This window comes from Methylosoma difficile, assembly GCF_054657615.1.
The window spans coordinates 185,719-206,874 of record NZ_BAAHYJ010000006.1 but is presented as its reverse complement, the minus strand read 5'-3'; the positions used below and the strand labels follow the sequence as shown (position 1 = coordinate 206,874).

Below are 21,156 nucleotides of genomic sequence, written 5' to 3'. Positions count from 1 at the left end.
GCAGGTTGGTGGTGAGGAACATCCCTCGATCCACATTTCTCGTCATTGCCCATTCGGGCAGAATGGCGGCGGATTTGGTAAGGCAAGCCGGTCATGATGTTTTGGTCATCGATTGCTTTGCCGATAGCGACACCCAAGCTATTGCCGAAGCTGTTATCCAAATCCCGTCACTGGCGTTGCCGATGTTGCAGGATGCTGTCGAAACGCTTGTCGAAAGCTATGTTGTCATCGATGTGATTTATGGCAGCGGCTTTGAAACTTACCCTGAAAGCCTCGATTACCTGCACAGCCGTTTTAATCTGATTGGCAATTCCCCGGAGACGTTTCGACGTTTGCTGGACAAACCGGCGTTTTTTGCATTGCTGGATACTTTGCAAATCCCTTATCCAGCGGTGAGCTTTGCACTGCCTGAGTTGACAGAAAAGTGGTTACTGAAGCCACAGAAAGGGCAGGGCGGAGTTGGTATCCGTTTTTATCAGGCCGACAGTATTGTTAACACTGGCGATTACTGGCAAAAACTCCAAAGCGGGTCGGCGCATTCGGTGTTGTTTTTGGCGGATGGCAAGCAAGCGCGAGTGATCGGTTTTAACCGGCAATGGACGCAAAGCTTGGAAAACCAGCCGTTTGCGTTTGCCGGCATCTGTACGGTGAGTGATGTATCGCTTGCCCAACAAGCGCAAGTGAATGCTTGGTTGGCTAAGCTGGTGCCTGCCTTATCACTCAAAGGTTTGAACAGTTTGGATTTTATCCAAGATGATCAATACCTGTATTTGTTGGAAATCAACCCGCGCCTGTCCGCCAGTGTGCAGCTGTATGTAGGTGATTGGTTCTGCTGGCACTGTTTGGCCTCAAAAGGCCAGTTGCCGGATGTGGATTTTAAGCCGTCAGGCCATGCTGCTTACCAAATCGTCTTTGCCGAACATGCTGTGCTAATCCCCGATTGTTTCCGATGGCCTGAAGGCTGCTGCGATTTGCCGCCTGCCGGCGCTTTAGTTCGCAAAGGCGAGCCGATTTGCAGTATCATTGCCCACCAAACATGCCCTGACCAGCTCAGGCAAACCTTACTGTCTACCCAACAACTTATTTTAAAAGGTCTTTATCCCTATGGAATATAAAGCTAGCGTTAATCAACTCAGCCAACCTTTGGTCAAGCAACTGATCGACCAGGCCGATAAACTGCGCCTTGGCGTGTCGCAGCTGGAAAATGGCTGCACTATTATTGATGCCGGTATTAACGTACCCGGCGGTTTGGAAGCAGGCCGTATCATTGCTGAAATCTGCATGGGTGGCATGGGAACGGTGTCGATTAACCACAGCACTTATACCAACAACTGGCCTTTATCGGTAACGGTTTACAGCAGCAATCCGGTTTTGAGCTGCTTGGGCAGCCAATACGCGGGCTGGAGTATGTCGCATGAAAAATATTACGCTTTAGGTTCAGGCCCAGCGCGGGCGATGGCGACCAAAATGAAAGAAGGCCAACGCGAACCCGTGGAAGAGTTGTATAAAGAATTGGCCTATCGCGATGAAGTCGGCGCGGCGGTGTTGGTGATTGAAAATGACGCGATTCCACCCGTAGAAATTGTCGAAAAAGTCGCGGCGGCTTGCCAAATCGAGCCTAGCCAATTGACCATCATCGTTACGCCAACCAGCAGTTTGGCGGGCGGCGTGCAAGTGGTGGCGCGGGTCTTGGAAGTGGCGATGCATAAAGCCCATGCTTTGCATTTCCCGCTGGAAAATATCATCGACGGCAGCGGCAGCGCGCCAATTTGCCCGCCGCATCCGAAATTTGTTAAAGCGATGGGACGCACGAATGACGCGATTTTATTTGCCGGTTTAGTGCATTTGTTCGTCAAAGGCAGTGACGAAGCGGCGGAAAAATTAGCCAACGAATTGCCCAGTTCGACTTCAAAAGACTACGGTAAACCGTTTGCTGACATCTTCAAACAATACGAATACGATTTCTTCAAAATCGATGCAATGCTGTTCAGCCCAGCCAGCGTAATCGTCACCGCCGTCGAATCCGGCAACAGCTTCCGCGCCGGCAAATTGGACAACGCTTTGCTTGACCAATCCTTTGGCGCATAAAACAGCACGTGCCACGGATAGCCATTTTTACTGATGACCCAGGCTGGCATGGCAAGCAATTGCAGCTGGCTTTTGCGGGCTTGGGTTTTGATAGCCAGTTTGTTTCCTTAACAGATTGCCAATTCCGCATTGGCGGCAACACGCCCGCTATTGTTATCCCTACTTTTGAACAGGCTTTGCCCGATGCGGCGTTTGTGCGCGGTGTGCCAGGCGGATCGCTGGAAGAGGTGGTGTTGTATCTGGATATTTTGCATGCTTTGAAAGCGGCAGGGATTCCAGTTTATAACGATGGCAAGGCCGTGGAGCGCAGCGTCGATAAGGGCATGACCAGCTTTTTACTGCAACACGCCGGATTGCCTACGCCGCCGACGTGGGTGTTGCGTGATCGCGAACAAGCTTTGGCGATTGCCGAGCAAGAATTAAACGCGGGTCATTTGCTGATTAGCAAACCGTTGTTTGGTTCGCAAGGCGAGGGCATCCGTCGGCTCGAAAAGATGACCGATTTGTTGTGGCTGACCGCCAGCCACGGCGTTTATTATCTGCAACGCTTTGTGCATTGCGCGGGCGAAGGCTTTTCGGATCATCGCGTGTTTGTCATCAACGGCAAAGCGGTGGCGGCGATGCGTCGGCGTGGTCAATCGTGGCTTAATAACGTTGCCCGTGGCGCAAGCTGCGAAAGTATTAGCATTCCTCCACAATTGGCGGATTTGGCGGTAAAGGCTGCGGCTGCTTTGGCAATGGATTATGCCGGTGTCGATATTATTGAAGATCAGCATGGACATTACAGTCTTATCGAAGTTAACAGCATTCCGGCATGGAAAGGCTTGCAAAGCGTTTGCGATGTCAATGTTGCCGAACTGTTGGCAAGTGATTTAATCAGCCGTTATTTATCAAAACCATGTTAACCCCAGCGCAGCTCAGCCAATTTTATCTGCAAGCTTGCGAGATTGAATTGCAAGCCTTCAAGCCCGGCAATGTCAGCGTTTATGCTGAAGGCCACGATATGACGGTGGCTGATTTCCGCATTAGCGCTGAAGTCAGTGTGCAGCCGCTATGCAACTTTGATATGGGATTGGGCGAGCGTATCTTCAATGCCGTCAAGGCGACCCGCGAAGCGGTGGGTTGCAATACTAATCTGGGGATTTTACTTCTTTGCGCGCCGTTGATTGAGGCTGCTTATTTGCTTAAATCAGCACAGACTTTGCGGCAATCGCTGCATCAGGTGTTGGCGAATACGAGCATTCATGATGCCGATTGGGTATTTAAGGCGATCGTTTTGGCGTCACCGGGCGGGTTGGGCAATGCCGAGCAGCAAGATGTCAATGCGGATGCATCGGTCACACTCACTGAAGCCATGCGCTTGGCGGCTGATAAGGATCGCATAGCTTTGCAATACCTTACCGGCTATCAAGATATTTTTGATTTATCCATGCCATCCTACTATAATAGTATGGATAAATGGGCAAGTAGGAATTGGGCTGCAGTCGCTGTTTATGCGGATTTGCTGGCTAAATTTCCTGACAGCCACATAGAAAGAAAATACGGTAGTGTCCATTCAAAATGGGTTGCCGAGACCATGCTTAAACTCAGTGACGAGTTAGCCAAAGCCGAATGCCCTGAACAGGTCATGCCATTGTTGTACCGCATTGACGAGGGCTTCAAATCTAAAGGCATCAACCCAGGTACTGCAGCCGATTTGACTGTAGCCACTGTGTTAGCCGTATTTATAGAAGGCGTTATTGCTGAAATTAGGTAATGTCTTTTCAGGGATTTGTGCAATACAAATAAGGAGATGCCGTAAGGTGTCACGATTAGTTTCAATTACTTCAACTCTCTAACAGAGGAATACATAAAATGGCAAAAATTACTAAAATGTGCGTTGGTGAATCTTTGGTTGGTGAAGGCAACGAAATTGCCCATATCGACTTAATCATCGGCCCAAGAGGTTCAGCTGCTGAAACTGCTTTCGCAACTGCTTTGACTAACAACAAAGACGGTTTCTCTACTTTGTTGGCTGTTGTTGCTCCAAACTTGATGGTTAAACCAGCCACTATTTTGTTCAACAAAGTAACTATCAAAGGTTCAAAACAAGCAGTTCAAATGTTTGGCCCAGCTCAACGCGCTGTAGCTATGGCTGTTGCTGATTGTGTTGAAGACGGCACTATCCCAGCTGACGAAGCTGATGACTTGTTTGTTTCTGTTGGTGTATTCATCCACTGGCAAGCTGAAGACGATGCAAAAATCGAATCTTTCAACTACGCTGCTACTAAAGAAGCATTGAAACGCGCTGTTGCGGGTTCACCAACTGCTGCTGAAGTTGTTGCTGGCAAAAAAGAAGCGAAACACCCATTCGCAGTAAACAACGAAGGTTAATTTTTAATTAACTGAGCTGTTAAAAATACCCCGCTAGTCGGGGTATTTTTTTGCCTAAAGTTTAGCGATTTCATCGCTTTTGACAGCCCCAGAATGCAGGGCGCTGGCAAGCAATGCGTGTTTGACACCTATTTTTTTTAAGGCCAATAAGTCCTCGATATTACGGACACCACCCGCTGCAACAAATTTTTTGTTGGGATAAGCTTGGCAATAGGTCGCCAGTTTTTCACAGTCTGCACCTTGATGGCTGCCGACACGGGCAAGCGTCATGATAATCACCGTTTCAGGCCAATGACGGCAGTCGGTAAATAAATCCGCCGCCCCCAGCGCTACGTCATTGCCGAAATCGAGCGATAACACAAATTGGTTTTTAAATTCAGCCAGTTCCGATAATTGGGTGTTGCTGAAGCACTCGCTACCCAGCACGGGCAGGTAATTGGTAGGATGTGCTTGGTAACGCTGATAACCGCAATCGACCCAAAAGGTGATGCCAGGAAACTTCGCCAACACTTCGCTGATTAAGGCACGGTGATCGCCTTGCCCGGTAATGGCGTTCAAATCGGCAAGATAAAACGTATCAAACGGATATAACTCTAAAAATGCAGCAAGCACCAGAAAAACATCAGCAGAAGCGCACAATGGCGTGTTGATGGGTTGGTACAAAGCCCGATTGCCGCAACGGGCATGGACGACCACGCCATCTTTTAAATCCAGCACTGGAATCACTTTCACACCAGCCAAGCCCCCTAAACGGTTAAAATAAAGCCATGAAAATTTTAGTGTTTGAGTATATCACCGGCGGTGGCTTTAATAAGCAAGACTTACCCGATAGTTTGGCAAGGGAAGGGTTGCTGATGCTGCGGGCGTTATTGGCTGATTTTGCGCGCCTGCCAACTGTTGAACCCTTGGTGATGCTGGATGTGCGCTTTGCCAAGCAGATTGACACAGAAAATTTAGGCGCCGTGTGGGTCGATGAACGTGACGATAGCCAAACTGTGTTTCTGCAGTTGGCGCAGCAATGCGATGCCGTTTGGCCGATTGCGCCTGAGTTTGACGGCATCTTGGCAAGCCTATGCGGAACTGTCGAGCAACTGGGCAAGCTTTTGCTGAATTCCTCGGCTGCCGGTGTTGCGCTTACCGCCAATAAACTAAGTACCTATCAACGCTTGCTTGACCATGCCATACCGACGGTCGCCACCCGCTTGTTTGATTCTCAAGTGAGCTATCCGGCGGGTGAATACGTCGTCAAGCCTATCGACGGCGTCGGTTGCCAAGACAGCTACGTTATCCACTGCCCGCAAGATTTCCAAAGGCTGGATCATTTGGGTGAAGGCTACATCATCCAACCCCATCTTTTGGGCGAAAAAACCAGCTTATCCGCCATTTTTAAGCAAGGCTGTGCTGATTGGCTCTGTGGCAACCGGCAAGTTTTTCAGGTCACCGACCACCAATACCACTTAATCCACATTGATGTGAATGTTGTAGCGAACGCCGAGCCTTACCAAAACTTGTTGAATAAGATCGCCCAAGCCTTTCCTGAGCTGTTCGGCTATGTCGGCATTGATCTGATCGAATCGGGCGACGATTGTCGAGTGCTGGAGATTAATCCCCGATTGACCACGTCCTATGTCGGCATTTACCCTGCAACCGGCATTAATGTTGCCGGGCAAGTCATTCATGCGTTAACGGCTATACCCAATATTAACGCCATCCGTAACCAAACGATAACAATTCAACTCAATCCATGACTATTCACAGCCTAGGCTGGGATATTGGCGGCGCCCATTTAAAAGCCGCTGTGTTAGATGCCGATGGCAAATTGCTTGCCAGCTACCAACAAGCTTGTCCTCTTTGGCAGGGCTTGGAAAAACTACAACAAGCGGTCGCCGCTATTCTGGCACAACTGCCCGAGCGGCCTTATCGCCACGCCATGACCATGACCGGCGAGCTGGTCGATTTGTTCGATAACCGCAATGAAGGCGTGGCGCAAATCCTACACACCATGCAAGCCTTATTGCCGGATGCTGAATGGTGGGTTTATGCTGGCAAGGATGGCTTGTTGCCGATAGGTCAGGTTGGTCAGCCCCATTATGCTGCGATTGCTTCCGCCAATTGGTTAGCGACCGCCAGCGTTGCCGCACAACGTTGTACAAACGGTTTGTTGGTTGATATTGGTAGCACCACGACTGACGTGTTGTTGTTTAAAAATAGTCAAGTACTGGCGGAAGGCTATAGTGATTACCAACGCCTAGTTTCCCGCGAATTGGTCTATACCGGCATTGTCAGGACACCGGTGATGGCGGTGGCGCAAAGTGTCCAAGATGACGATCAAGACGTGCCGTTGATGGCGGAATATTTTGCCACGATGGCTGATGTTTACCGGTTGACCGGCGAATTGAACGAAGCTCACGACCAAGCGGCGACTGCTGATGGCGGGGAAAAAACGATTCAAGCCAGTGCCAAGCGTTTGGCGCGTATGCTGGGATGCGATTTTTATCCAGAAGAACTGGGGCGCTGGCAAGACATCGCACAAAACCTGCGTCTACAGCAATTGCAAATGATAGAAACGGCCTGTGTGCAGCAATTGTCCAGAACCAGCCTACCGAAAGGCAGTGCTTTAATTGGCGCGGGTGTCGGGCGGTTCTTGCTGAAAAAATTAGCTATGCATCTGCGCTATCCTTACCAGGATTTTGCCGATTTATTTGAGAACGGGGAGGGGACGGAAGCATCGCTCAATGCGGCAGATTGCGCACCTGCGGTGGCGGTAGCCAGTTTGCTTTTAGGGAGTTTGCAATCAAACAGTGGTCAGTCAGACTCCGTTTGACGGGTAATGTTGGCGGTGACACCTGCCGCAGGGCAAGCTGGGTGTCACCGCCAAATACGGAATTTAAAGCGGTTTAGGCATTAAATTCTTTTGATGCTGCCTTCCATTTTTTTCAATTCCATTCTTGCCAATGCCAAGTTGGCACGGCTGCGCTCTAAAGCCACATAAAGGAAGATTTCACGGTTAGAAGCCAATGGGCGGATCAAATGGTATTGGGTGCCTAGGCTAATCAAAATGTCTTCAATAGTGTCGTCGCCTAAACCAATAGCGTCCATGGCTTTCAATTTGGCTTGGACCACTTCGGTGTTGGCTGCGGCGGCAATTTCAACCGGAAAATTGCCTGATACTACGGATTCAATCATCATGCCGCTGCCGGAGTCAACCAATGCTGCCGCCATAAAACCGTCTAATTTTTTCAAGGAATCAACTGTTGCCATTTTCTGTTCTCCAAAGGTTTAATAAAAATATTGCTGTAAATATGCCACATGCTTTTTTGTGATGTGCTGTGGAACTGGTGCTTATTATTCGCTAATGGAGGCGGCTTGAAAATCAGAGTACCCCTTGGCTTTTTGTAGGATATTGAAGGGCTTTGTAGGAAAAATCTTAACTTTATAACGGGTGGATTAGCTTTTCTGAGTTGTTTTTATTGCCTGTTAACAGTTGGTATTTTTTCGGAAAAATTTTTAATTAATTGATATATATAAATAATTTATAAAAATCGTTGTTTAATGGAAACATTGGCAACCCTTTGCTACATGGAATGTAGGGTTATATTTTTGTAACGATTAGCGATTCAAACCGCTGTGCTTGTAGGATAGGCCTGAAACACTATTTTCTTTTTTATTTCTTATTAATCATATGGTTGTTGTTTTCTATCAAGGGGAGTACAAGCAATTTTGTAAGACAAATCCTAGATAATGGCCAAATATCCTACAAAAAGGAAAGGTCAAGTCTGATTTTCAATGGTTTGGCCTTGGTTAATAATAGGTACAACAAATGCAAACCCACCCCATCAATTTAATAGTAGTGTTAGATCTGCTTTTTTTGGCTTCTCAGGTTGAATGGCTTGTAATTAACCGGTTAAGTGCTATTTTCCGGTAACTTAAAAAATTTAACAGGCACTTAAAATTAACCGGATCCAATAGACTTAAATCATGAAATTCCTAGTTATTGATGACAACGCTGCCGATCGGATACAAACAGTCCGCACCATTAACGATTGTTTTCCTCAAGCAGAGGTTTTTGAGGTGGATAGCTTCGAAAGCTATGAAACACTGCTTTCCCAAAGCCCATTTGATCTACTGATTGCCGAGTATCGACTGGGTTGGACGAATGGCCTGAAGTTATTTTTAGATGTTCACCAACGTTATGCCTTGCCAGTTATTATGCTGACGGGTTATGGCAATGAAATGCTCGCAGCCACCGCGATTAAAAGCGGCATCACCGATTATGTCGCTAAAGCCAATCTTGATTTGTTAGGTCCAGCCATCGGACAGGCTTTGCTTAGGCAAAGCAAAGCCAATGATGACAATTGGCAAAGCAACATTAGCCATTTCATAGGCGGTGCCAACGACATCAGCAACCATCATGAAATGGAGGTTTTGCTGGCGAGAAAAGAGGCTAAATTGCGCGCTATTTTCGATAATGTGTTTGATGGCATCTTTATTGTTGACGAAGATGGGCAGATTGAAAGCACTAACCCGTCAATAGAAAAAATCTTTGCTTATTCCGTCAATAGCTTAATCGGTCAGCATATCCAACTGCTGATTGGTGATCCTGATTGGAGCTGGTGTAATCTTTTCTCGAACCATCGGCCTGATGGTCAAGGCTCGAAGACGCTGTGTTCAGGGCTTGAAACCTATGGTTTGCGCCGAGATGGATCCAGTTTTCCCATGGACTTGACCATTATCGAAATCAACATTGACAGCCGCCATATGTTCGTCTGTACGGTGCATGATGTCAGTAAGCATAAGCAAGCGGAGGACGCCTTACGTAAGTTGGGCAGTCATTTGGAATTGGCAAGGGAGGAAGAGCGAGCCAGGATTGCACGTGAAATCCATGACGAATTGGGCAGCTTTCTGACGGTATTAAAAATGGACATGAGTTGGCTTATCAAGCAGTTGCCGCCCGATTCGACCCCATGCATCAAAAAAACCCAAAGCATCATCTGGCAGGTGGGCGATGCGATCCAAACAGTTCGGCGGATTATTACCGATTTACGGCCTAGCATCCTCGATCATTTAGGGTTGTTTGCCGCGATTGAATGGCATGTGGAAAAATTCCGCCAGCAGTCCGGTATCGAATGTCTATTGTCAATGCCTGAAATAGTGGCTGAAATTGATGAAAAACACGGTATGGCTATTTTTCGTATTATGCAAGAGGCGCTGACCAATGCCGTTTTGCATGCGATGGCTTCGGTCGTGTTTGTAAAGATTAGCGTCAAAGACGGAAATCTTGTTATGCGCATTGAAGACAATGGTTGTGGTATGACCAACGAACAAGTGGAAAACAGCGGCAGATACGGTATTAAAGGGATGCATGAGCGCGCCCGTTATTTTGGCGGCGAATTGAGTTTTTACGGGCGGCCTGGGCAGGGCGTTTTGTTGAGTTTACGAATGCCCATACAATCATCCTAAGTAGGTGTAGACAGTGATAAAGATATTAATGGCGGACGACCATGCAATTGTCCGCGCCGGACTCAAACAAATCCTTGCTGATGTTCCCGACATGAAAGTGTGTGGCGAGGCGTGTTCGGGTGACGAAGTCTTGAAGCTGATCCGAACCGATACCTGGGATGTGTTGCTGCTGGATATTGCCATGCCTGGCAAAAATGTTTTGGAATTGATAAAGCTGGCAAAACAGCAAAATCCAAACCAGCCGATTTTGATCTTAAGCATGTACCCTGAAGACCAATATGCTATCCGCATGTTGAAATCAGGCGCGGATGGTTATCTGACCAAAGAAAGCGCGCCCGACCAATTGGTGGCGGCTATCCGTAAAGTGGCTAAAGGCGGTAAGTACATTAGCGCCACAATGGCGGAAAAGTTGGTTGAAGAACTGAGTCCAGAACCCAAGCTAATGCTGCACACCACGTTAAGTGACCGTGAATACATGGTGCTTGTGGCGTTGGCAAAGGGTAAGCGTTTGACGGATATTGCCAATGAAATGTCGCTTAGCGTGAAAACCATCAGCACCTTCCGCACCCGTTTAATGGCGAAAATGGAAATGCACTCAACGGCAGAAATTGTTTATTACGCGCTTAAAAATGATTTGCTTGATTAAGCGCCTCATTCCCCATTTCTAAGTTGGATTGGAAATTTTCCTTAGCGCAAAAAAAACCTCCGGATGAATCCTGCATCAGCGGGAAACATCAAGAGGCTAAGGGGGCTTACGATGAAAAAAATGAAAAAGTACTTTGCAATGCTAACAACGAAATTATGACAAGGGCGTTTAAGAAATAATTCCCGATGGAATGTAAATTGTCCGATATTTTTTGTAAGAAATTGCTGCCGGATGTCTATTTCAACGCACCACCACAACTGCTGCCTTGTCCGGCTGTGCAGCCATAGCAATGCAAAGCGGTGGCAATGCGCATACCTTCCAATCCCTCCTCGTTCAGATCGCTGATATGCAAACGCGGTCCATCAGCCAAAGGCATTGCCAGCATTTGGTTAAAATCACAATCGTAAACATAGCCTTGCCAATCGACGCTGATGGCATTCAGGCACATCAAGCGTTCCAAATTGACGGATTGGAAGTTGTCTTTTAATAAGTGGATGTAGTCATGGAAACGGCCTTGGCTCAGCAAGGTGCTGCCAAAGCGTTGGATGGGCATGTTGGCGATGGCGTATAAACGGTTAAAGACAATGTCATAGTGGGTATACAAGTGGCTTTTGTAAGCCTGTTCCAGATGCTGCTGGTCTGGCGGCAAAAGCGCATCTTGCGGGTTGTAGACCAAATTAAGCACTAGCCCGCTGTCAGTTTGCCCATAGCCGAGTTGGTTCAGCCGTTTGAGCGCCGCTAAGCTGTCTTTAAAAACGCCCTTGCCGCGTTGTTTATCGACATTGTCTTCCAAATAACAAGGTAACGAGGCGACGATTTCCACTTGGTGGTTGGCTAAAAAAGCCGCCATTTCTGGGTAGCTGCTGTCTTCAAGAATCGTCAGGTTGCAGCGGTCAATGACTTTAACGCCCATGTTACGCGCAGCGGCGACCAAAAAAGTAAACTGCGGGTGCATTTCAGGCGCACCGCCGGTAAGGTCTAGGGTGTTGATGTGGGCTGTTTTCATAAACTGGAGCAGATGCTGCATCGTCTCGGCATCCATCAGTTCGGTGCGTTTAGGCCCAGCATTAACATGGCAATGCACGCAGCTGAGGTTGCACAAATAACCAAGATTGACTTGCAGGACTTCGAGCTGTTGCCGGTAGATGGGCGGGAAGTCACTGTTGCTAAGGTGTGGGCGGGTATCATGCATAGCGTTGTCTCGTCAGTGGCCTTTGTTAGCAACAAGCACCGGAACTGCCGGTTGGCGTTTGTGGGTCGCTGCTGCAATCGAACAGGCCAAAGTGCTGGGATTTGTCGCCCAACAATTGAAAGTGTTGGGCGTAACGGCTGCCGGACAACATGTCGGCGGTATTGCCACAGACCAGCAGCGGTCTGTGGCTGGCAAAATGATGGTGGTCGTCCAAATCGAACGCGTGGGGATGTTCGGGGATTGTGCCAAGGTAATAGGCGACTTGCCCAAAATCTTCGCAACGGTCTTCCAACGGCATTTTAAAGGCGCGTACCGTGACGGAGCGGAATTTGACCATGCCAATTTTGGCGGCAACTTCAGCATCTTCCAAGCTGATGTGTGATTGTTTAACCACACGCACATCGGGACAATCCAGCGCTTGCATCATGCGCCGGAAATCTTCCCAATACAAAGCGCCGCCCAAGCATTCGCCCAGCAGCAGAGGGTCTTGCTGCAAAGCGCTAGGGATACGGCGGTCGGCAAACACATCAGAAAAATACAATTCCCCGCCGGGTTTAAGCACCCGAAAAATTTCTGCCAACACTTTAGACTTATCGGGCGATAGGTTGACGACGCAGTTGGAGACCACCACATCGATACTGTTGTCGGCAATACCAAGCGCCGCCAGGTTTTCAATCTGTCCGTGCAGAAACTGCACGTTGGCAAAACCAAAACGCTCGGCATGCCAATCCAGATGGCGGGTCGCCACCGCCAATTGTTCGGGGGTCATATCAACACCAATAACCTTGCCGTTGGCACCGACCAGTTTGGATAGCAAATAGCAATCGCGCCCCGATCCACAGCCCAAATCCAAAACCGTTTGCCCCATCAATGCGGGTGGCAATGGCGAGCCGCAACCGTAAAAGCGCGCCAACACTTCGGGGTGCAAGTCTGAAAGCAGCTTTTTTAAATGCTCAGGCAGGGCATCAATGCTGCAACAGGCGCTTGTTTTTAAGTCGCTGCTGCTTTGCAAAACGTGTCCATAATATTGACGGATGCTGGCTAGGGTATCGTTGTCGTTAGACATGGGCTTCTCGGTAGGCAAAGAGGGTGGCTGATTATCCGGTATTCAGTGCTGTCACAATAAAATGCTTTAAAGTTTTTTGCACTATTAACCTCATATCCCAATATTAGGGTTAGTCAATAGTTTGGATGGTATTGATAGCTTACGCGAAGCCTTATGATTTAAAGCGAGGGGATAGAGCGGCTGTTTGAGCGCTAATACGCAGACGGCCTTGCCCTAGCAGGCAAGGCCGTCGTTGTGGATTTTTAAGATTCGCTGTTGTTCGAATCGCTGTTGGAGCTGCTTGACGCAGCGACAGGTTCTGGGCGAGGCGCTGGAGCTTCCTTGACGGGGGCTGGTGCTGGTGCTGGTTCGTGAGCAACAACAGGCGCTTGTTCCGTTTTAGGTGCCGCCGGTTTTTCACTGGCTTGCGCTGGCTGGGCTTCGTGATGACCCTGATAACTTGCGCCGCCACTTTCTGAGGCTTCCGGCGCATTGCTGCCATTTGATTCGCCACTTTCGCTAATTTCGCCATTTTCAGGCTTTTTGTAATTAGGGTTTCGTGGCCTTCTGCGGTTAGGGCCGCGTCTCAAATTACTTTTTCTGCCATTGTTCGCGTTTTTGTTGCCATCTTCAGCCACCGTTGCGGCTGGAATGTTGGCAGCTGCCGTTGGATCGGCTTCCATATGCGAATTTTCAGCAGGCGATTCAACAGGGCTTTGGCTTTCTTCAGGAACACTGGTTTCGGCCTTATTTGATGTTGGTGCGTTCGGGTCGATATTAGGTCTGACATTACGGCCTTGACCACGTGACTTGCGGTTGCCTGAGTCGCGGTTTCTCGACTTATTGCGGCTGTTACGGCTTTTATTGCCGTTGCCTTCCGTGGTGGGTTTGTTTTCTTCTTGAGCGGCGGGTTCTGCAGCCTCAACCACTTCAACTTCGGTACCTGGCTTGACCAACTTGTTCCAGAAACGCTTGATAAGGCTTAAAGCCTCGCTTTTGTTTTGGATAGGCGCGGGCGTATCGTGTAAAAACTCCTTAACCACGGCTTTTTCCAGTTTAGGTTTGACCTGTTGGGCAAACTCTGGAATGGTGATGTCTTCAGCCTTGATTTGCGAGTAGCTCGGCTTGCTGTCATCCGGTGCATCTTTTTCTTTGATGCGTTCGATGTCGTAAGCTGGGGTTTCCAAGTGTTTGCTAGGCAAGACAACAATGCCCACTTTCAGGCGGTTTTCGATGCTTTCGATGGCTGAGCGTTTTTCATTCAGCAAGAAAGTGGCACTTTCAATCGGCAAATGGGCGATGACTTTTTCGGTGCCTTTTTTCATCGCTTCTTCTTCGATGATACGCAACACCGACAAAGCGACCGATTCCACGTTACGGATCGTACCTTGGCCTTTGCAGCGCGGGCAGGGTAATTGTGTCGAATCACCTAATGACGGACGCATGCGCTGCCGTGACATTTCCAGCAAACCAAAGCGCGAGATGCGGCTGGTTTGGATGCGGGCGCGGTCAATTTTAAGCGCATCACGCAAGTGGTTTTCCACCGCACGTTGGTTTTTGTTGGACATCATGTCGATGAAGTCGATCACGAACAAACCGCCCAAGTCGCGCAAACGCAGCTGGCGGGCGATTTCTTCAGCCGCTTCCAGGTTGGTGTTGAGTGCGGTTTCTTCAATGTCGCTGCCCTTGGTGGCGCGTGCCGAGTTGATGTCGATGGAGGTGAGCGCTTCGGTATGGTCGATGACGATAGAACCGCCCGACGGCAGTTGCACTTCGCGTCCGTAAGCGACTTCAATTTGCGATTCGATTTGGTAGCGGTTGAACAGAGGCACAGCATCTTGGTAGAGCTTGGCCTTGGGCAAGAAATGCGGCATTACTTGCTTGAGGAAGCTTTGCACCAAGCGGAACGATTCTTCGTTGTCGATCAGGATTTCGTCGATGTTGCCGCGCAAATGGTCGCGCAAGGCACGGATGATGACGTTGCTTTCTTGGAATACCAAAAAAGGTGCTGATTGTTCTTGTGACGAGCGTTCGATAGCGTCCCATAATTGCATCAGATAGTTTAAGTCCCACTGCAATTCTTCGGCATTTTTGCCACAACCTGCCGTGCGGACGATCAGACCCATACCTTCGGGAATGTCCAAGCTGGCCATGACTTCGCGCAAATCATTGCGGGTTTCACCTTCAATGCGGCGGGAAATTCCACCGGCTTTTGGGTTATTCGGCATCAATACCAGATAGGTACCTGCCAAGCTAATGTAGGTAGTTAGTGCTGCGCCTTTGTTGCCGCGTTCTTCCTTTTCAATTTGGACAACAATTTCTTGGCCTTCTTTAATCAGGTCTTTGATGGCGGGGCGACGGCCTTCGTTGTCAGCGTTCTCTGGGGTTTGGCGGTACGCAGGGGAGATTTCCTTGAAAGGCAAAAAGCCGTGTTTTTCCGCGCCATAGTTGACAAAGGCGGCTTCTAGGCTGGGTTCTACGCGGGTAATGGTGCCTTTGTAGATGTTGGATTTCTTTTGTTCTTTGGAAGGGACTTCTATGTCAAAATCATACAATTTTTGACCATCTACCAAGGCGACCCGCAGTTCTTCAGCCTGCGAGGCGTTGATAAGCATTCTTTTCATTCAATTATCCTTGTTGTGTCCTGCTCCATTGTCAGATTTTACTGGTAAGACGGGTTGATCCTAGGTTACATGTTAAATCAATATCTTTCGCTCAAAACGCCTGTTAGGGTGAGTGTTGGACCATCCTGTCCATCATCTTGCGGCGTGTTTGGTAATAGGCGTAGTAAATTGGCTTGCATTGACAAACTTAAGTCAAATTCGGTCTTGAAGGTAAATTCTGTTTTAAACAGGAGATTAAAATTCGCACGTCTTGGGTCGAGCGAGTAACCCGAAAAATCTTGCAATGAAGTTTAAAAATACGCGGGCGCGTTGCGCTTCAGCGGCTTCATTGGGTAGCTCTAAGGCTGCTTTTGTTCTTTAAATCAGCAGAGCATAGTATGTTTTTTTTCAAAACATGACTAATATAGCAACCTTATTCCCCGACATCAATTTAAACACACAATAAGCCCCACAATACTGGTATTATTCAAAAAAATGAGCATAGAAGAGCCGAGCGCAGCCGTTAAAGTCACTCACGTAGAAATTACCGAGGAGCAGAGCGAGCAACGCTTGGATAATTTTCTCATCGCCCGGTTGAAGGGCGTTCCTAAAAGCCATATTTACCGGATTGTCCGCAAAGGCGAAGTACGGGTCAACAAAGGTCGTGTCGATGTTAAATACCGTTTGGCGGTCGGTGATATTGTCCGGGTGCCGCCGGTTAGGGTTGCCGAACGCACGGAAGAGTCTTATGTGTCCCAAGGCTTAAAAGAAGCGCTTGAACTGGGCATTTTGTTTGAAGACGATGCCTTTATGGTCATTAATAAACCCGCAGGCTTTGCTGTCCACGGCGGCAGCGGTGTCAGTTCTGGCGTGATTGAAGGCTTAAGGCTGATCCGTCCTGAAGCCCGTTTTTTGGAACTGGTGCATCGGCTTGACAAAGACACGTCTGGTTGTCTGATTATCGCCAAAAAACGCAGTGCTTTGCGTTTGTTGCATGAGCAGTTCCGCGATGACCGCATCCAAAAAACCTATCTGGCTTTGCTGTCCGGGCAATGGGCGAAAAAGCAGCAAGTGGTTAACGCGCCGTTGTTGAAAAATATCAGCCAAGGTGGCGAGCGCATGGTGGTGATTAGCCCGTCAGGTAAGACCGCGGAAACTTTGTTTAAACGTCTGCAAGTCTATAAAGCCGCCACGTTGGTCGAAGCCTCGCCAAAAACAGGCCGTACCCATCAAATCAGGGTTCATGCCGCCAGCCTAGGCCATCCCATCATTGGCGACGACCGCTACGGGTTTGAAGATGCCAATAAACTGTTCCGCCAGAAGGGTTACAAACGTATGTTTTTACATGCCAAAACCCTAAAGTTCCAGCATCCGGTCAGTCAGGCCATGCTCAGCATTTCCGCACCCTTACCTAAACAACTTGACGACTTGTTAAAACATGAAGAACCGCTTTGATTTAATCATTTTTGATTGGGATGGCACTTTAATCGATTCCATTGATTGGATCGCCACATGTTTACAAAAGGCAGGGGAAGTTTGCCAATGCGGCATACCCGATTACCAAGCTGCAAAAGATGTGATTGGCTTAAGCATCCACAAGGCCATGCAAGCCCTGTTCCCAGGGCAAGATGACGCGATGATCGAGCGTCTGGTGGCTTGTTATAGCCGCGAATATTTTTCCAAAACTATCAGCCCCGAAGATTTGTTTCCGGGTGTCTACGAGATGCTGGGGCAATTGCGCAGCGAGGGCTTCCAATTGGCGGTGGCGACAGGCAAGACCCGTGCCGGTTTGGATGAAGCCTTGGCACATACCGGTACAGGGCATTTGTTTGAAGTAACCCGATGTGCTGACGAGACTGCATCCAAGCCCGATCCCAGAATGCTGCATGAAATTATGGCGCATGTCGGTGTAGACAAAAGCCGCACGCTCATGATTGGTGATTCCATCCATGATTTACAAATGGCGCAAAATGCCCAGATTGCCTCAATTGGCTTGTCTTGCGGCGCCCATGCGGAAGACTTTTTGCAACAATACAGCCCTTTATGCTGTCTACAGCAGCCCACGCAATTACTTGATATTATTGATAACGGTTAATTATGCAAAATTCACAAGACCATCAAAACCCAAGCGACCCTAAAGCCGACGGCTGGGAACGCGAGATCATCGAAAAATTGGCAATGGCTGCCATCAATGAACAAACCAAAGCCAGGCGTTGGGGCATCTTTTTCAAATGCCTGATGTTTGTCTATTTGCTGGTTGTTTTTGGCATGGCTTTTTATCCAAAGATAAAAAAAGACATGGGCGTTGATAGTCAACTGCATACCGCTGTCATTGATATCGTCGGCCCGATTGCTGAAGACAAGCCCGCCAATGCCACCGACATCATCAAAAGCCTGCGCGAAGCCGTTAAGGATGACACCACCAAAGGCATTATCCTGCACGCCAACTCGCCGGGTGGCAGCCCTGTGCAATCGGCTTATGTTTACGAAGAAATCCGTAAGATCAAAAAAGAACACCCCACATTGCCGATTTTTACGGTTGTCAGTGATATTTGCGCCTCGGGTTGTTATTACATTGCTTCCGCCAGCGACAAAATTTTTGTCAATCCTGCCAGTTTGATTGGTTCCATCGGTGTCTTAATGGATGGTTTTGGCTTTGTTGATGTCATGCAAAAGTTAGGCGTCGAGCGGCGTTTGTTAACCGCGGGCGCGCATAAAGCCATGCTGGATCCGTTCTCGCCCCCTAAGCAAGATGAAACCGACTATATGAAAGGCTTGCTTAATGAAGTCCATCAGCAATTCATTAAGGCTGTTAAAGACGGGCGTGGCGACCGGTTGAAAGAAAGCCCTGACACTTTTTCCGGTTTGGTCTGGACGGGTGAAGCTGGCGTTAAGTTGGGTGTGGCGGATGCTTTTGCCAACGAAGACCAAGTCGCCAAAGACATTATAGGGGCGGAAAAATTGGTCGATTATACTCGCCAAGAAGCCCTAATAGATAAGCTGGCCGGCAAATTGGGCGCATCGTTCGGACAGGCTTTTACCAGCGTGGTCCATCAGCCAGCATTCAGGTAGGATTCAGTCGGTATTCAGGCTTGGACTTTAAGCTAGTAGGCTCATATTTTCAAAAGCTTGGGTTTTGGATAACGGTAGAAGATATGCTCTTAAACCCTGCTTGATTTTTCGGATAACCGATGAAGCGTTCCATAAAAGCAGCAATACTTGCTTTGATCCTAAGCCATAATGGTTTGGCTAACGATGTTGGCCCTATTAGCTTAGACCAAGCGACCAAACAAGTTATAGAAAAAGGCTATCGGGTGTTGGCGGCTCATACAGAAGAGATTGATAATAAAACGATCTACCTGATAAAAGTGCTGACACCCGAAGGGCTTATCCGCTATATCCAAATCGATGCCGAAACCGGCGAACTGCTTAACTAAGCTTACCCAATATACTCATGCGCATCCTTATTGTTGAAGACGAAGTCACCCTTTGTAGCCAAATCCAACACTTTTTGTCCGACAAAGGTTTTGCTGTCGATACCGCCCATACAGGTGCGGATGGCTTTTATATGGCAAAAGAGTACCCGATTGATGCGGCGGTCATTGATTTGGGATTGCCTGACTTTTCGGGTATCGAGTTGATTAAACGTCTGCGCAAAAACAAGGTGGTTGTCCCCATCCTGATTTTAACTGCACGAAGCCGTTGGCAAGAAAAAGTGGAAGGATTAGAGGCAGGTGCCGATGATTATTTGGTCAAGCCTTTCCATTATGAGGAATTGATCGCCAGGATCAATGCCTTGATACGGCGCTCGGCAGGGCAGGCACATCCGGTTTTAACGCACGGAAATATTGAGTTGGACACCGTTGCACAAGAAGTGTTTGTGTCCGGCGAAAAGCTTGATTTGACCGCTTATGAATATAAAGTCTTGGAATATTTGATGTTCCGAAAAGGTGAACTGATTTCCAAATCCGTATTGACCGCGCATATTTATGACGAAGATTTTGATCGGGACAGTAATGTCATTGAAGTGTTTATTGGGCGCTTAAGAAAGAAGCTAGACCCGGATGGAAGCCGGAAGCCCATCGAAACCTTGCGCGGGCGTGGCTACCGTATTGCTGCTGACGACTAAGCCGATTGGTCATCTGTGCGTTATAAATCCTTAAGTTTCCGTCTTTTAGCCACTGAAGGCTTAGTCTTGGCTGCCTTTTTTGCCTTGGCGTCTCTTGCGCTGGAACAAAGTTTTTTAAGTAGTGCAGAGCAATCGCTTAGGGAGCGCCTGCAAATTCAAATTTACTCTTTACTGTCAGTTGCCGAAATGAATAATGCCGGCGACCTGAAAATGCCCGAAAGCTTTCATGAGCCCCGTTTCGCCAATCCGGGTTCGGGTTTGTACGGTTTTGTTCGCGGCAACAAAAACAAATTGTTGTGGCGCTCGCCTTCTGCAATAGGTTTGGATGATATAGAGCCGCCAGAATTGTTGCCAGGCACATCAGAATTTATGTTCGACAAACATCACCGCTATGTTTTGCATTATGCCGTCATGTGGCAAAGTGTTTCGGGAACGGAGCGCCAATATGTATTTTCGGTTGCTGAAGATGGCGGATATGTCAATTATCAAGTGAGGCAGCTCCAAGAAAACCTAGAGTTTTGGCTGATTATTATTGGCCTGATGTTGGTGGGTATTCAATTTGCCCTTTTGCGTTGGAGTTTAAAGCCGTTGCGAAGTATCGTCCAAGACTTGGAAGCGATTGAAAATGGCGAAAAATCCTATCTGGATGGGCAATATGCTACCGAATTGGAAGGTTTGGCAGGTAATCTGAATGCTTTCATCAGCAGCGAACGCGCCCATCTTGAACGTTACCGCAATAATTTGGCGGATTTGGCACACAGCCTAAAAACCCCTTTGGCAATTTTGCGCGGTTGTGCCGAATCGTTTGTCGGCAACCAAGAAACGGTGCAAGAACAGATTTCCAGAATGAATGAAATCGTTGAATACCAACTGCAAAAAGCGGCTGCCAAAGGCGACCATAAAGCCAATAAAGCGTTGGATGTGTCTTTGATTATCCATAAAATTGCCGCTTCCCTGAATAAAGTCTACAGCGTAAAAAACATCAATTTTGATTTAAACATACCTGAGCAAAGTGTGGCTTATTGTGAACAAGGTGATTTTTACGAAATCGTAGGCAATTTGATGGATAACGCCGGAAAGTGGTGTAAGCAAACAGTCAAAGTCACCGTGACCTTAAACCAGCGTAGAGCCAGGAAGAGCTATTCGCTGTTGTTGGAAATAGAAGACGATGGTCCAGGTATTCCAGTGGAAAAATTTAATGAGATTTTAAAACGCGGTGTACGCGCTGATGAAAATATCCATGGTCATGGTATTGGCATGAGCGTGGTTTATGAATTGGTCGGCTTGCTTGGTGGACAACTTGAAGGCGGTAAAAGCCACGCTTTAGGTGGAATGCGTTGGAGTGTCTACTTGCCGTAGGCTAGAAAGGTATGAACTGGTTGGGGGCTTATTCCCAACCTATTATTCATTTAAGCGGCGGCCTGTTGCTCAAGCTTGGCAATAGCCGCTTTCGATAATTCGCTTAAGCCTGTGCCACCTTGTTGGTAGTGGCTGATGATTTCCTTACGCATTCTAGGTTCCCATGCTCTCAGCAAATGCTTAGTCACACCTTCTGCAGCCAGTTCTTTGTCGGGTTCTGCGTTAAAAAAATCACTAATATCATTAGCCATTTTAATGAGT

The 21,156-nt window shown here is 48.1% G+C and carries 21 protein-coding genes; 15 read left to right on the top strand and 6 right to left on the bottom strand.

Annotated features, from left to right (window positions below; genetic code table 11):
• Positions 1-11 precede the first annotated feature (11 nt).
• The 5 genes from ACYQ1O_RS15865 (at position 12) to fae (ending at position 4,461) form a co-directional block, all read left to right on the top strand.
• On the top strand, positions 12-1,115 hold the full coding sequence (locus ACYQ1O_RS15865; RefSeq protein WP_459993140.1) for an ATP-grasp domain-containing protein: 1,104 nt from the start codon (positions 12-14) through the stop codon (positions 1,113-1,115).
• Positions 1,105-2,088: a methenyltetrahydromethanopterin cyclohydrolase gene (mch, locus tag ACYQ1O_RS15860; protein WP_459993139.1), complete on the top strand. Its 984-nt coding sequence runs from the start codon at positions 1,105-1,107 to the stop codon at positions 2,086-2,088. Before ACYQ1O_RS15865 ends, mch begins: the two co-directional genes overlap by 11 nt.
• Positions 2,089-2,096: 8 nt before the next feature.
• Positions 2,097-2,993 carry an ATP-grasp domain-containing protein gene (locus ACYQ1O_RS15855; protein ID WP_459993137.1) on the top strand — a complete coding sequence of 299 codons (897 nt, stop codon included), beginning with the start codon at positions 2,097-2,099 and terminating at the stop codon, positions 2,991-2,993.
• Complete coding sequence (locus tag ACYQ1O_RS15850; protein ID WP_459993136.1) at positions 2,987-3,844, top strand: triphosphoribosyl-dephospho-CoA synthase; 858 nt, start codon at positions 2,987-2,989, stop codon at positions 3,842-3,844. Before ACYQ1O_RS15855 ends, ACYQ1O_RS15850 begins: the two co-directional genes overlap by 7 nt.
• Before the next feature lie 98 nt (positions 3,845-3,942).
• On the top strand, positions 3,943-4,461 hold the full coding sequence (fae, locus tag ACYQ1O_RS15845) for a formaldehyde-activating enzyme (RefSeq protein WP_459993135.1): 519 nt from the start codon (positions 3,943-3,945) through the stop codon (positions 4,459-4,461).
• Positions 4,462-4,515: 54 nt separating this feature from the next.
• Here fae and ACYQ1O_RS15840 read toward each other — a convergent pair whose 3' ends face one another.
• Positions 4,516-5,193: a HisA/HisF-related TIM barrel protein gene (locus ACYQ1O_RS15840; protein ID WP_459993134.1), complete on the bottom strand. Its 678-nt coding sequence runs from the start codon at positions 5,191-5,193 to the stop codon at positions 4,516-4,518.
• A 35-nt stretch (positions 5,194-5,228) separates the two neighbouring features.
• On the opposite strand from ACYQ1O_RS15840, the gene ACYQ1O_RS15835 reads away from it, so the two are divergent.
• Positions 5,229-6,209, top strand: coding sequence for an ATP-grasp domain-containing protein (locus tag ACYQ1O_RS15835; protein ID WP_459993133.1), 981 nt, complete (start codon positions 5,229-5,231; stop codon positions 6,207-6,209).
• Positions 6,206-7,285 (top strand): hydantoinase/oxoprolinase family protein, encoded by a 1,080-nt coding sequence (locus ACYQ1O_RS15830; RefSeq protein ID WP_459993132.1) that lies wholly within the window; start codon positions 6,206-6,208, stop codon positions 7,283-7,285. The genes ACYQ1O_RS15835 and ACYQ1O_RS15830 overlap by 4 nt, the downstream gene beginning before the upstream one ends.
• Before the next feature lie 80 nt (positions 7,286-7,365).
• Here the strand turns inward: ACYQ1O_RS15830 and ACYQ1O_RS15825 are convergent, their stop codons facing one another.
• Complete coding sequence (locus ACYQ1O_RS15825) at positions 7,366-7,722, bottom strand: hypothetical protein (RefSeq protein ID WP_459993131.1); 357 nt, start codon at positions 7,720-7,722, stop codon at positions 7,366-7,368.
• A gap of 717 nt (positions 7,723-8,439) precedes the next feature.
• Here ACYQ1O_RS15825 and ACYQ1O_RS15820 point away from each other — a divergent pair.
• The gene (locus tag ACYQ1O_RS15820) at positions 8,440-9,921 is read left to right on the top strand and encodes a sensor histidine kinase (protein WP_459993130.1); all 1,482 of its coding nucleotides are present in this window, start codon (positions 8,440-8,442) and stop codon (positions 9,919-9,921) included.
• A 13-nt stretch (positions 9,922-9,934) separates the two neighbouring features.
• Positions 9,935-10,567: a response regulator gene (locus tag ACYQ1O_RS15815; protein WP_459993129.1), complete on the top strand. Its 633-nt coding sequence runs from the start codon at positions 9,935-9,937 to the stop codon at positions 10,565-10,567.
• A gap of 235 nt (positions 10,568-10,802) precedes the next feature.
• Here ACYQ1O_RS15815 and arsS read toward each other — a convergent pair whose 3' ends face one another.
• The 3 genes from arsS to ACYQ1O_RS15800 form a co-directional block, all read right to left on the bottom strand.
• Positions 10,803-11,759: an arsenosugar biosynthesis radical SAM (seleno)protein ArsS gene (gene arsS / locus ACYQ1O_RS15810; RefSeq protein ID WP_459993128.1), complete on the bottom strand. Its 957-nt coding sequence runs from the start codon at positions 11,757-11,759 to the stop codon at positions 10,803-10,805.
• Between the two features lie 25 nt (positions 11,760-11,784).
• Complete coding sequence (locus ACYQ1O_RS15805; protein ID WP_459993127.1) at positions 11,785-12,825, bottom strand: methyltransferase domain-containing protein; 1,041 nt, start codon at positions 12,823-12,825, stop codon at positions 11,785-11,787.
• A gap of 242 nt (positions 12,826-13,067) precedes the next feature.
• Positions 13,068-15,428, bottom strand: a complete 2,361-nt coding sequence (locus ACYQ1O_RS15800) for an Rne/Rng family ribonuclease (protein WP_459993126.1) — start codon at positions 15,426-15,428, stop codon at positions 13,068-13,070.
• Positions 15,429-15,902: 474 nt separating this feature from the next.
• Between ACYQ1O_RS15800 and rluC the strand changes: the two genes are divergently transcribed.
• The 6 genes from rluC to ACYQ1O_RS15770 all read left to right on the top strand — a co-directional run bounded on the left by rluC (position 15,903) and on the right by ACYQ1O_RS15770 (position 20,895).
• Positions 15,903-16,862 (top strand): 23S rRNA pseudouridine(955/2504/2580) synthase RluC, encoded by a 960-nt coding sequence (rluC, locus tag ACYQ1O_RS15795; RefSeq protein WP_459993125.1) that lies wholly within the window; start codon positions 15,903-15,905, stop codon positions 16,860-16,862.
• The gene (locus ACYQ1O_RS15790) at positions 16,846-17,502 is read left to right on the top strand and encodes an HAD family hydrolase (protein ID WP_459993124.1); all 657 of its coding nucleotides are present in this window, start codon (positions 16,846-16,848) and stop codon (positions 17,500-17,502) included. The genes rluC and ACYQ1O_RS15790 overlap by 17 nt, the downstream gene beginning before the upstream one ends.
• 2 nt (positions 17,503-17,504) lie before the next feature.
• Positions 17,505-18,479 (top strand): S49 family peptidase, encoded by a 975-nt coding sequence (locus ACYQ1O_RS15785; RefSeq protein ID WP_459993123.1) that lies wholly within the window; start codon positions 17,505-17,507, stop codon positions 18,477-18,479.
• Between the two features lie 119 nt (positions 18,480-18,598).
• Entirely contained in the window at positions 18,599-18,844 is a 246-nt protein-coding gene (locus tag ACYQ1O_RS15780; RefSeq protein ID WP_459993122.1) for a PepSY domain-containing protein, read from the top strand.
• 17 nt (positions 18,845-18,861) lie between these two features.
• Positions 18,862-19,536: a response regulator transcription factor gene (locus tag ACYQ1O_RS15775; protein ID WP_459993121.1), complete on the top strand. Its 675-nt coding sequence runs from the start codon at positions 18,862-18,864 to the stop codon at positions 19,534-19,536.
• Positions 19,537-19,551: 15 nt separating this feature from the next.
• Positions 19,552-20,895, top strand: a complete 1,344-nt coding sequence (locus ACYQ1O_RS15770) for an ATP-binding protein (RefSeq protein WP_459993120.1) — start codon at positions 19,552-19,554, stop codon at positions 20,893-20,895.
• 50 nt (positions 20,896-20,945) lie between these two features.
• On the opposite strand, the gene ACYQ1O_RS15765 is transcribed toward ACYQ1O_RS15770, so the two are convergent.
• Positions 20,946-21,146 carry a formate dehydrogenase subunit delta gene (locus ACYQ1O_RS15765; protein WP_459993119.1) on the bottom strand — a complete coding sequence of 67 codons (201 nt, stop codon included), beginning with the start codon at positions 21,144-21,146 and terminating at the stop codon, positions 20,946-20,948.
• Positions 21,147-21,156: the final 10 nt, after the last annotated feature.

Excerpts from the sequence above, each read along its gene's own strand:
- ACYQ1O_RS15825 (WP_459993131.1), bottom strand. The coding sequence starts at position 7,722 with ATGGCAACAGTTGATTCCTTGAAAAAATTAGACGGTTTTATGGCGGCA.
- rluC (WP_459993125.1), top strand. The coding sequence starts at position 15,903 with ATGAGCATAGAAGAGCCGAGCGCAGCCGTTAAAGTCACTCACGTAGAA.
- ACYQ1O_RS15790 (WP_459993124.1), top strand. The coding sequence starts at position 16,846 with ATGAAGAACCGCTTTGATTTAATCATTTTTGATTGGGATGGCACTTTA.
- ACYQ1O_RS15765 (WP_459993119.1), bottom strand. The coding sequence starts at position 21,146 with ATGGCTAATGATATTAGTGATTTTTTTAACGCAGAACCCGACAAAGAA.
- ACYQ1O_RS15785 (WP_459993123.1), top strand. The coding sequence starts at position 17,505 with ATGCAAAATTCACAAGACCATCAAAACCCAAGCGACCCTAAAGCCGAC.
- ACYQ1O_RS15780 (WP_459993122.1), top strand. The coding sequence starts at position 18,599 with ATGAAGCGTTCCATAAAAGCAGCAATACTTGCTTTGATCCTAAGCCAT.
- ACYQ1O_RS15850 (WP_459993136.1), top strand. The coding sequence starts at position 2,987 with ATGTTAACCCCAGCGCAGCTCAGCCAATTTTATCTGCAAGCTTGCGAG.
- ACYQ1O_RS15830 (WP_459993132.1), top strand. The coding sequence starts at position 6,206 with ATGACTATTCACAGCCTAGGCTGGGATATTGGCGGCGCCCATTTAAAA.
- ACYQ1O_RS15805 (WP_459993127.1), bottom strand. The coding sequence starts at position 12,825 with ATGTCTAACGACAACGATACCCTAGCCAGCATCCGTCAATATTATGGA.
- ACYQ1O_RS15820 (WP_459993130.1), top strand. The coding sequence starts at position 8,440 with ATGAAATTCCTAGTTATTGATGACAACGCTGCCGATCGGATACAAACA.
- arsS (WP_459993128.1), bottom strand. The coding sequence starts at position 11,759 with ATGCATGATACCCGCCCACACCTTAGCAACAGTGACTTCCCGCCCATC.
- ACYQ1O_RS15800 (WP_459993126.1), bottom strand. The coding sequence starts at position 15,428 with ATGAAAAGAATGCTTATCAACGCCTCGCAGGCTGAAGAACTGCGGGTC.
- fae (WP_459993135.1), top strand. The coding sequence starts at position 3,943 with ATGGCAAAAATTACTAAAATGTGCGTTGGTGAATCTTTGGTTGGTGAA.
- ACYQ1O_RS15835 (WP_459993133.1), top strand. The coding sequence starts at position 5,229 with ATGAAAATTTTAGTGTTTGAGTATATCACCGGCGGTGGCTTTAATAAG.
- ACYQ1O_RS15775 (WP_459993121.1), top strand. The coding sequence starts at position 18,862 with ATGCGCATCCTTATTGTTGAAGACGAAGTCACCCTTTGTAGCCAAATC.
- mch (WP_459993139.1), top strand. The coding sequence starts at position 1,105 with ATGGAATATAAAGCTAGCGTTAATCAACTCAGCCAACCTTTGGTCAAG.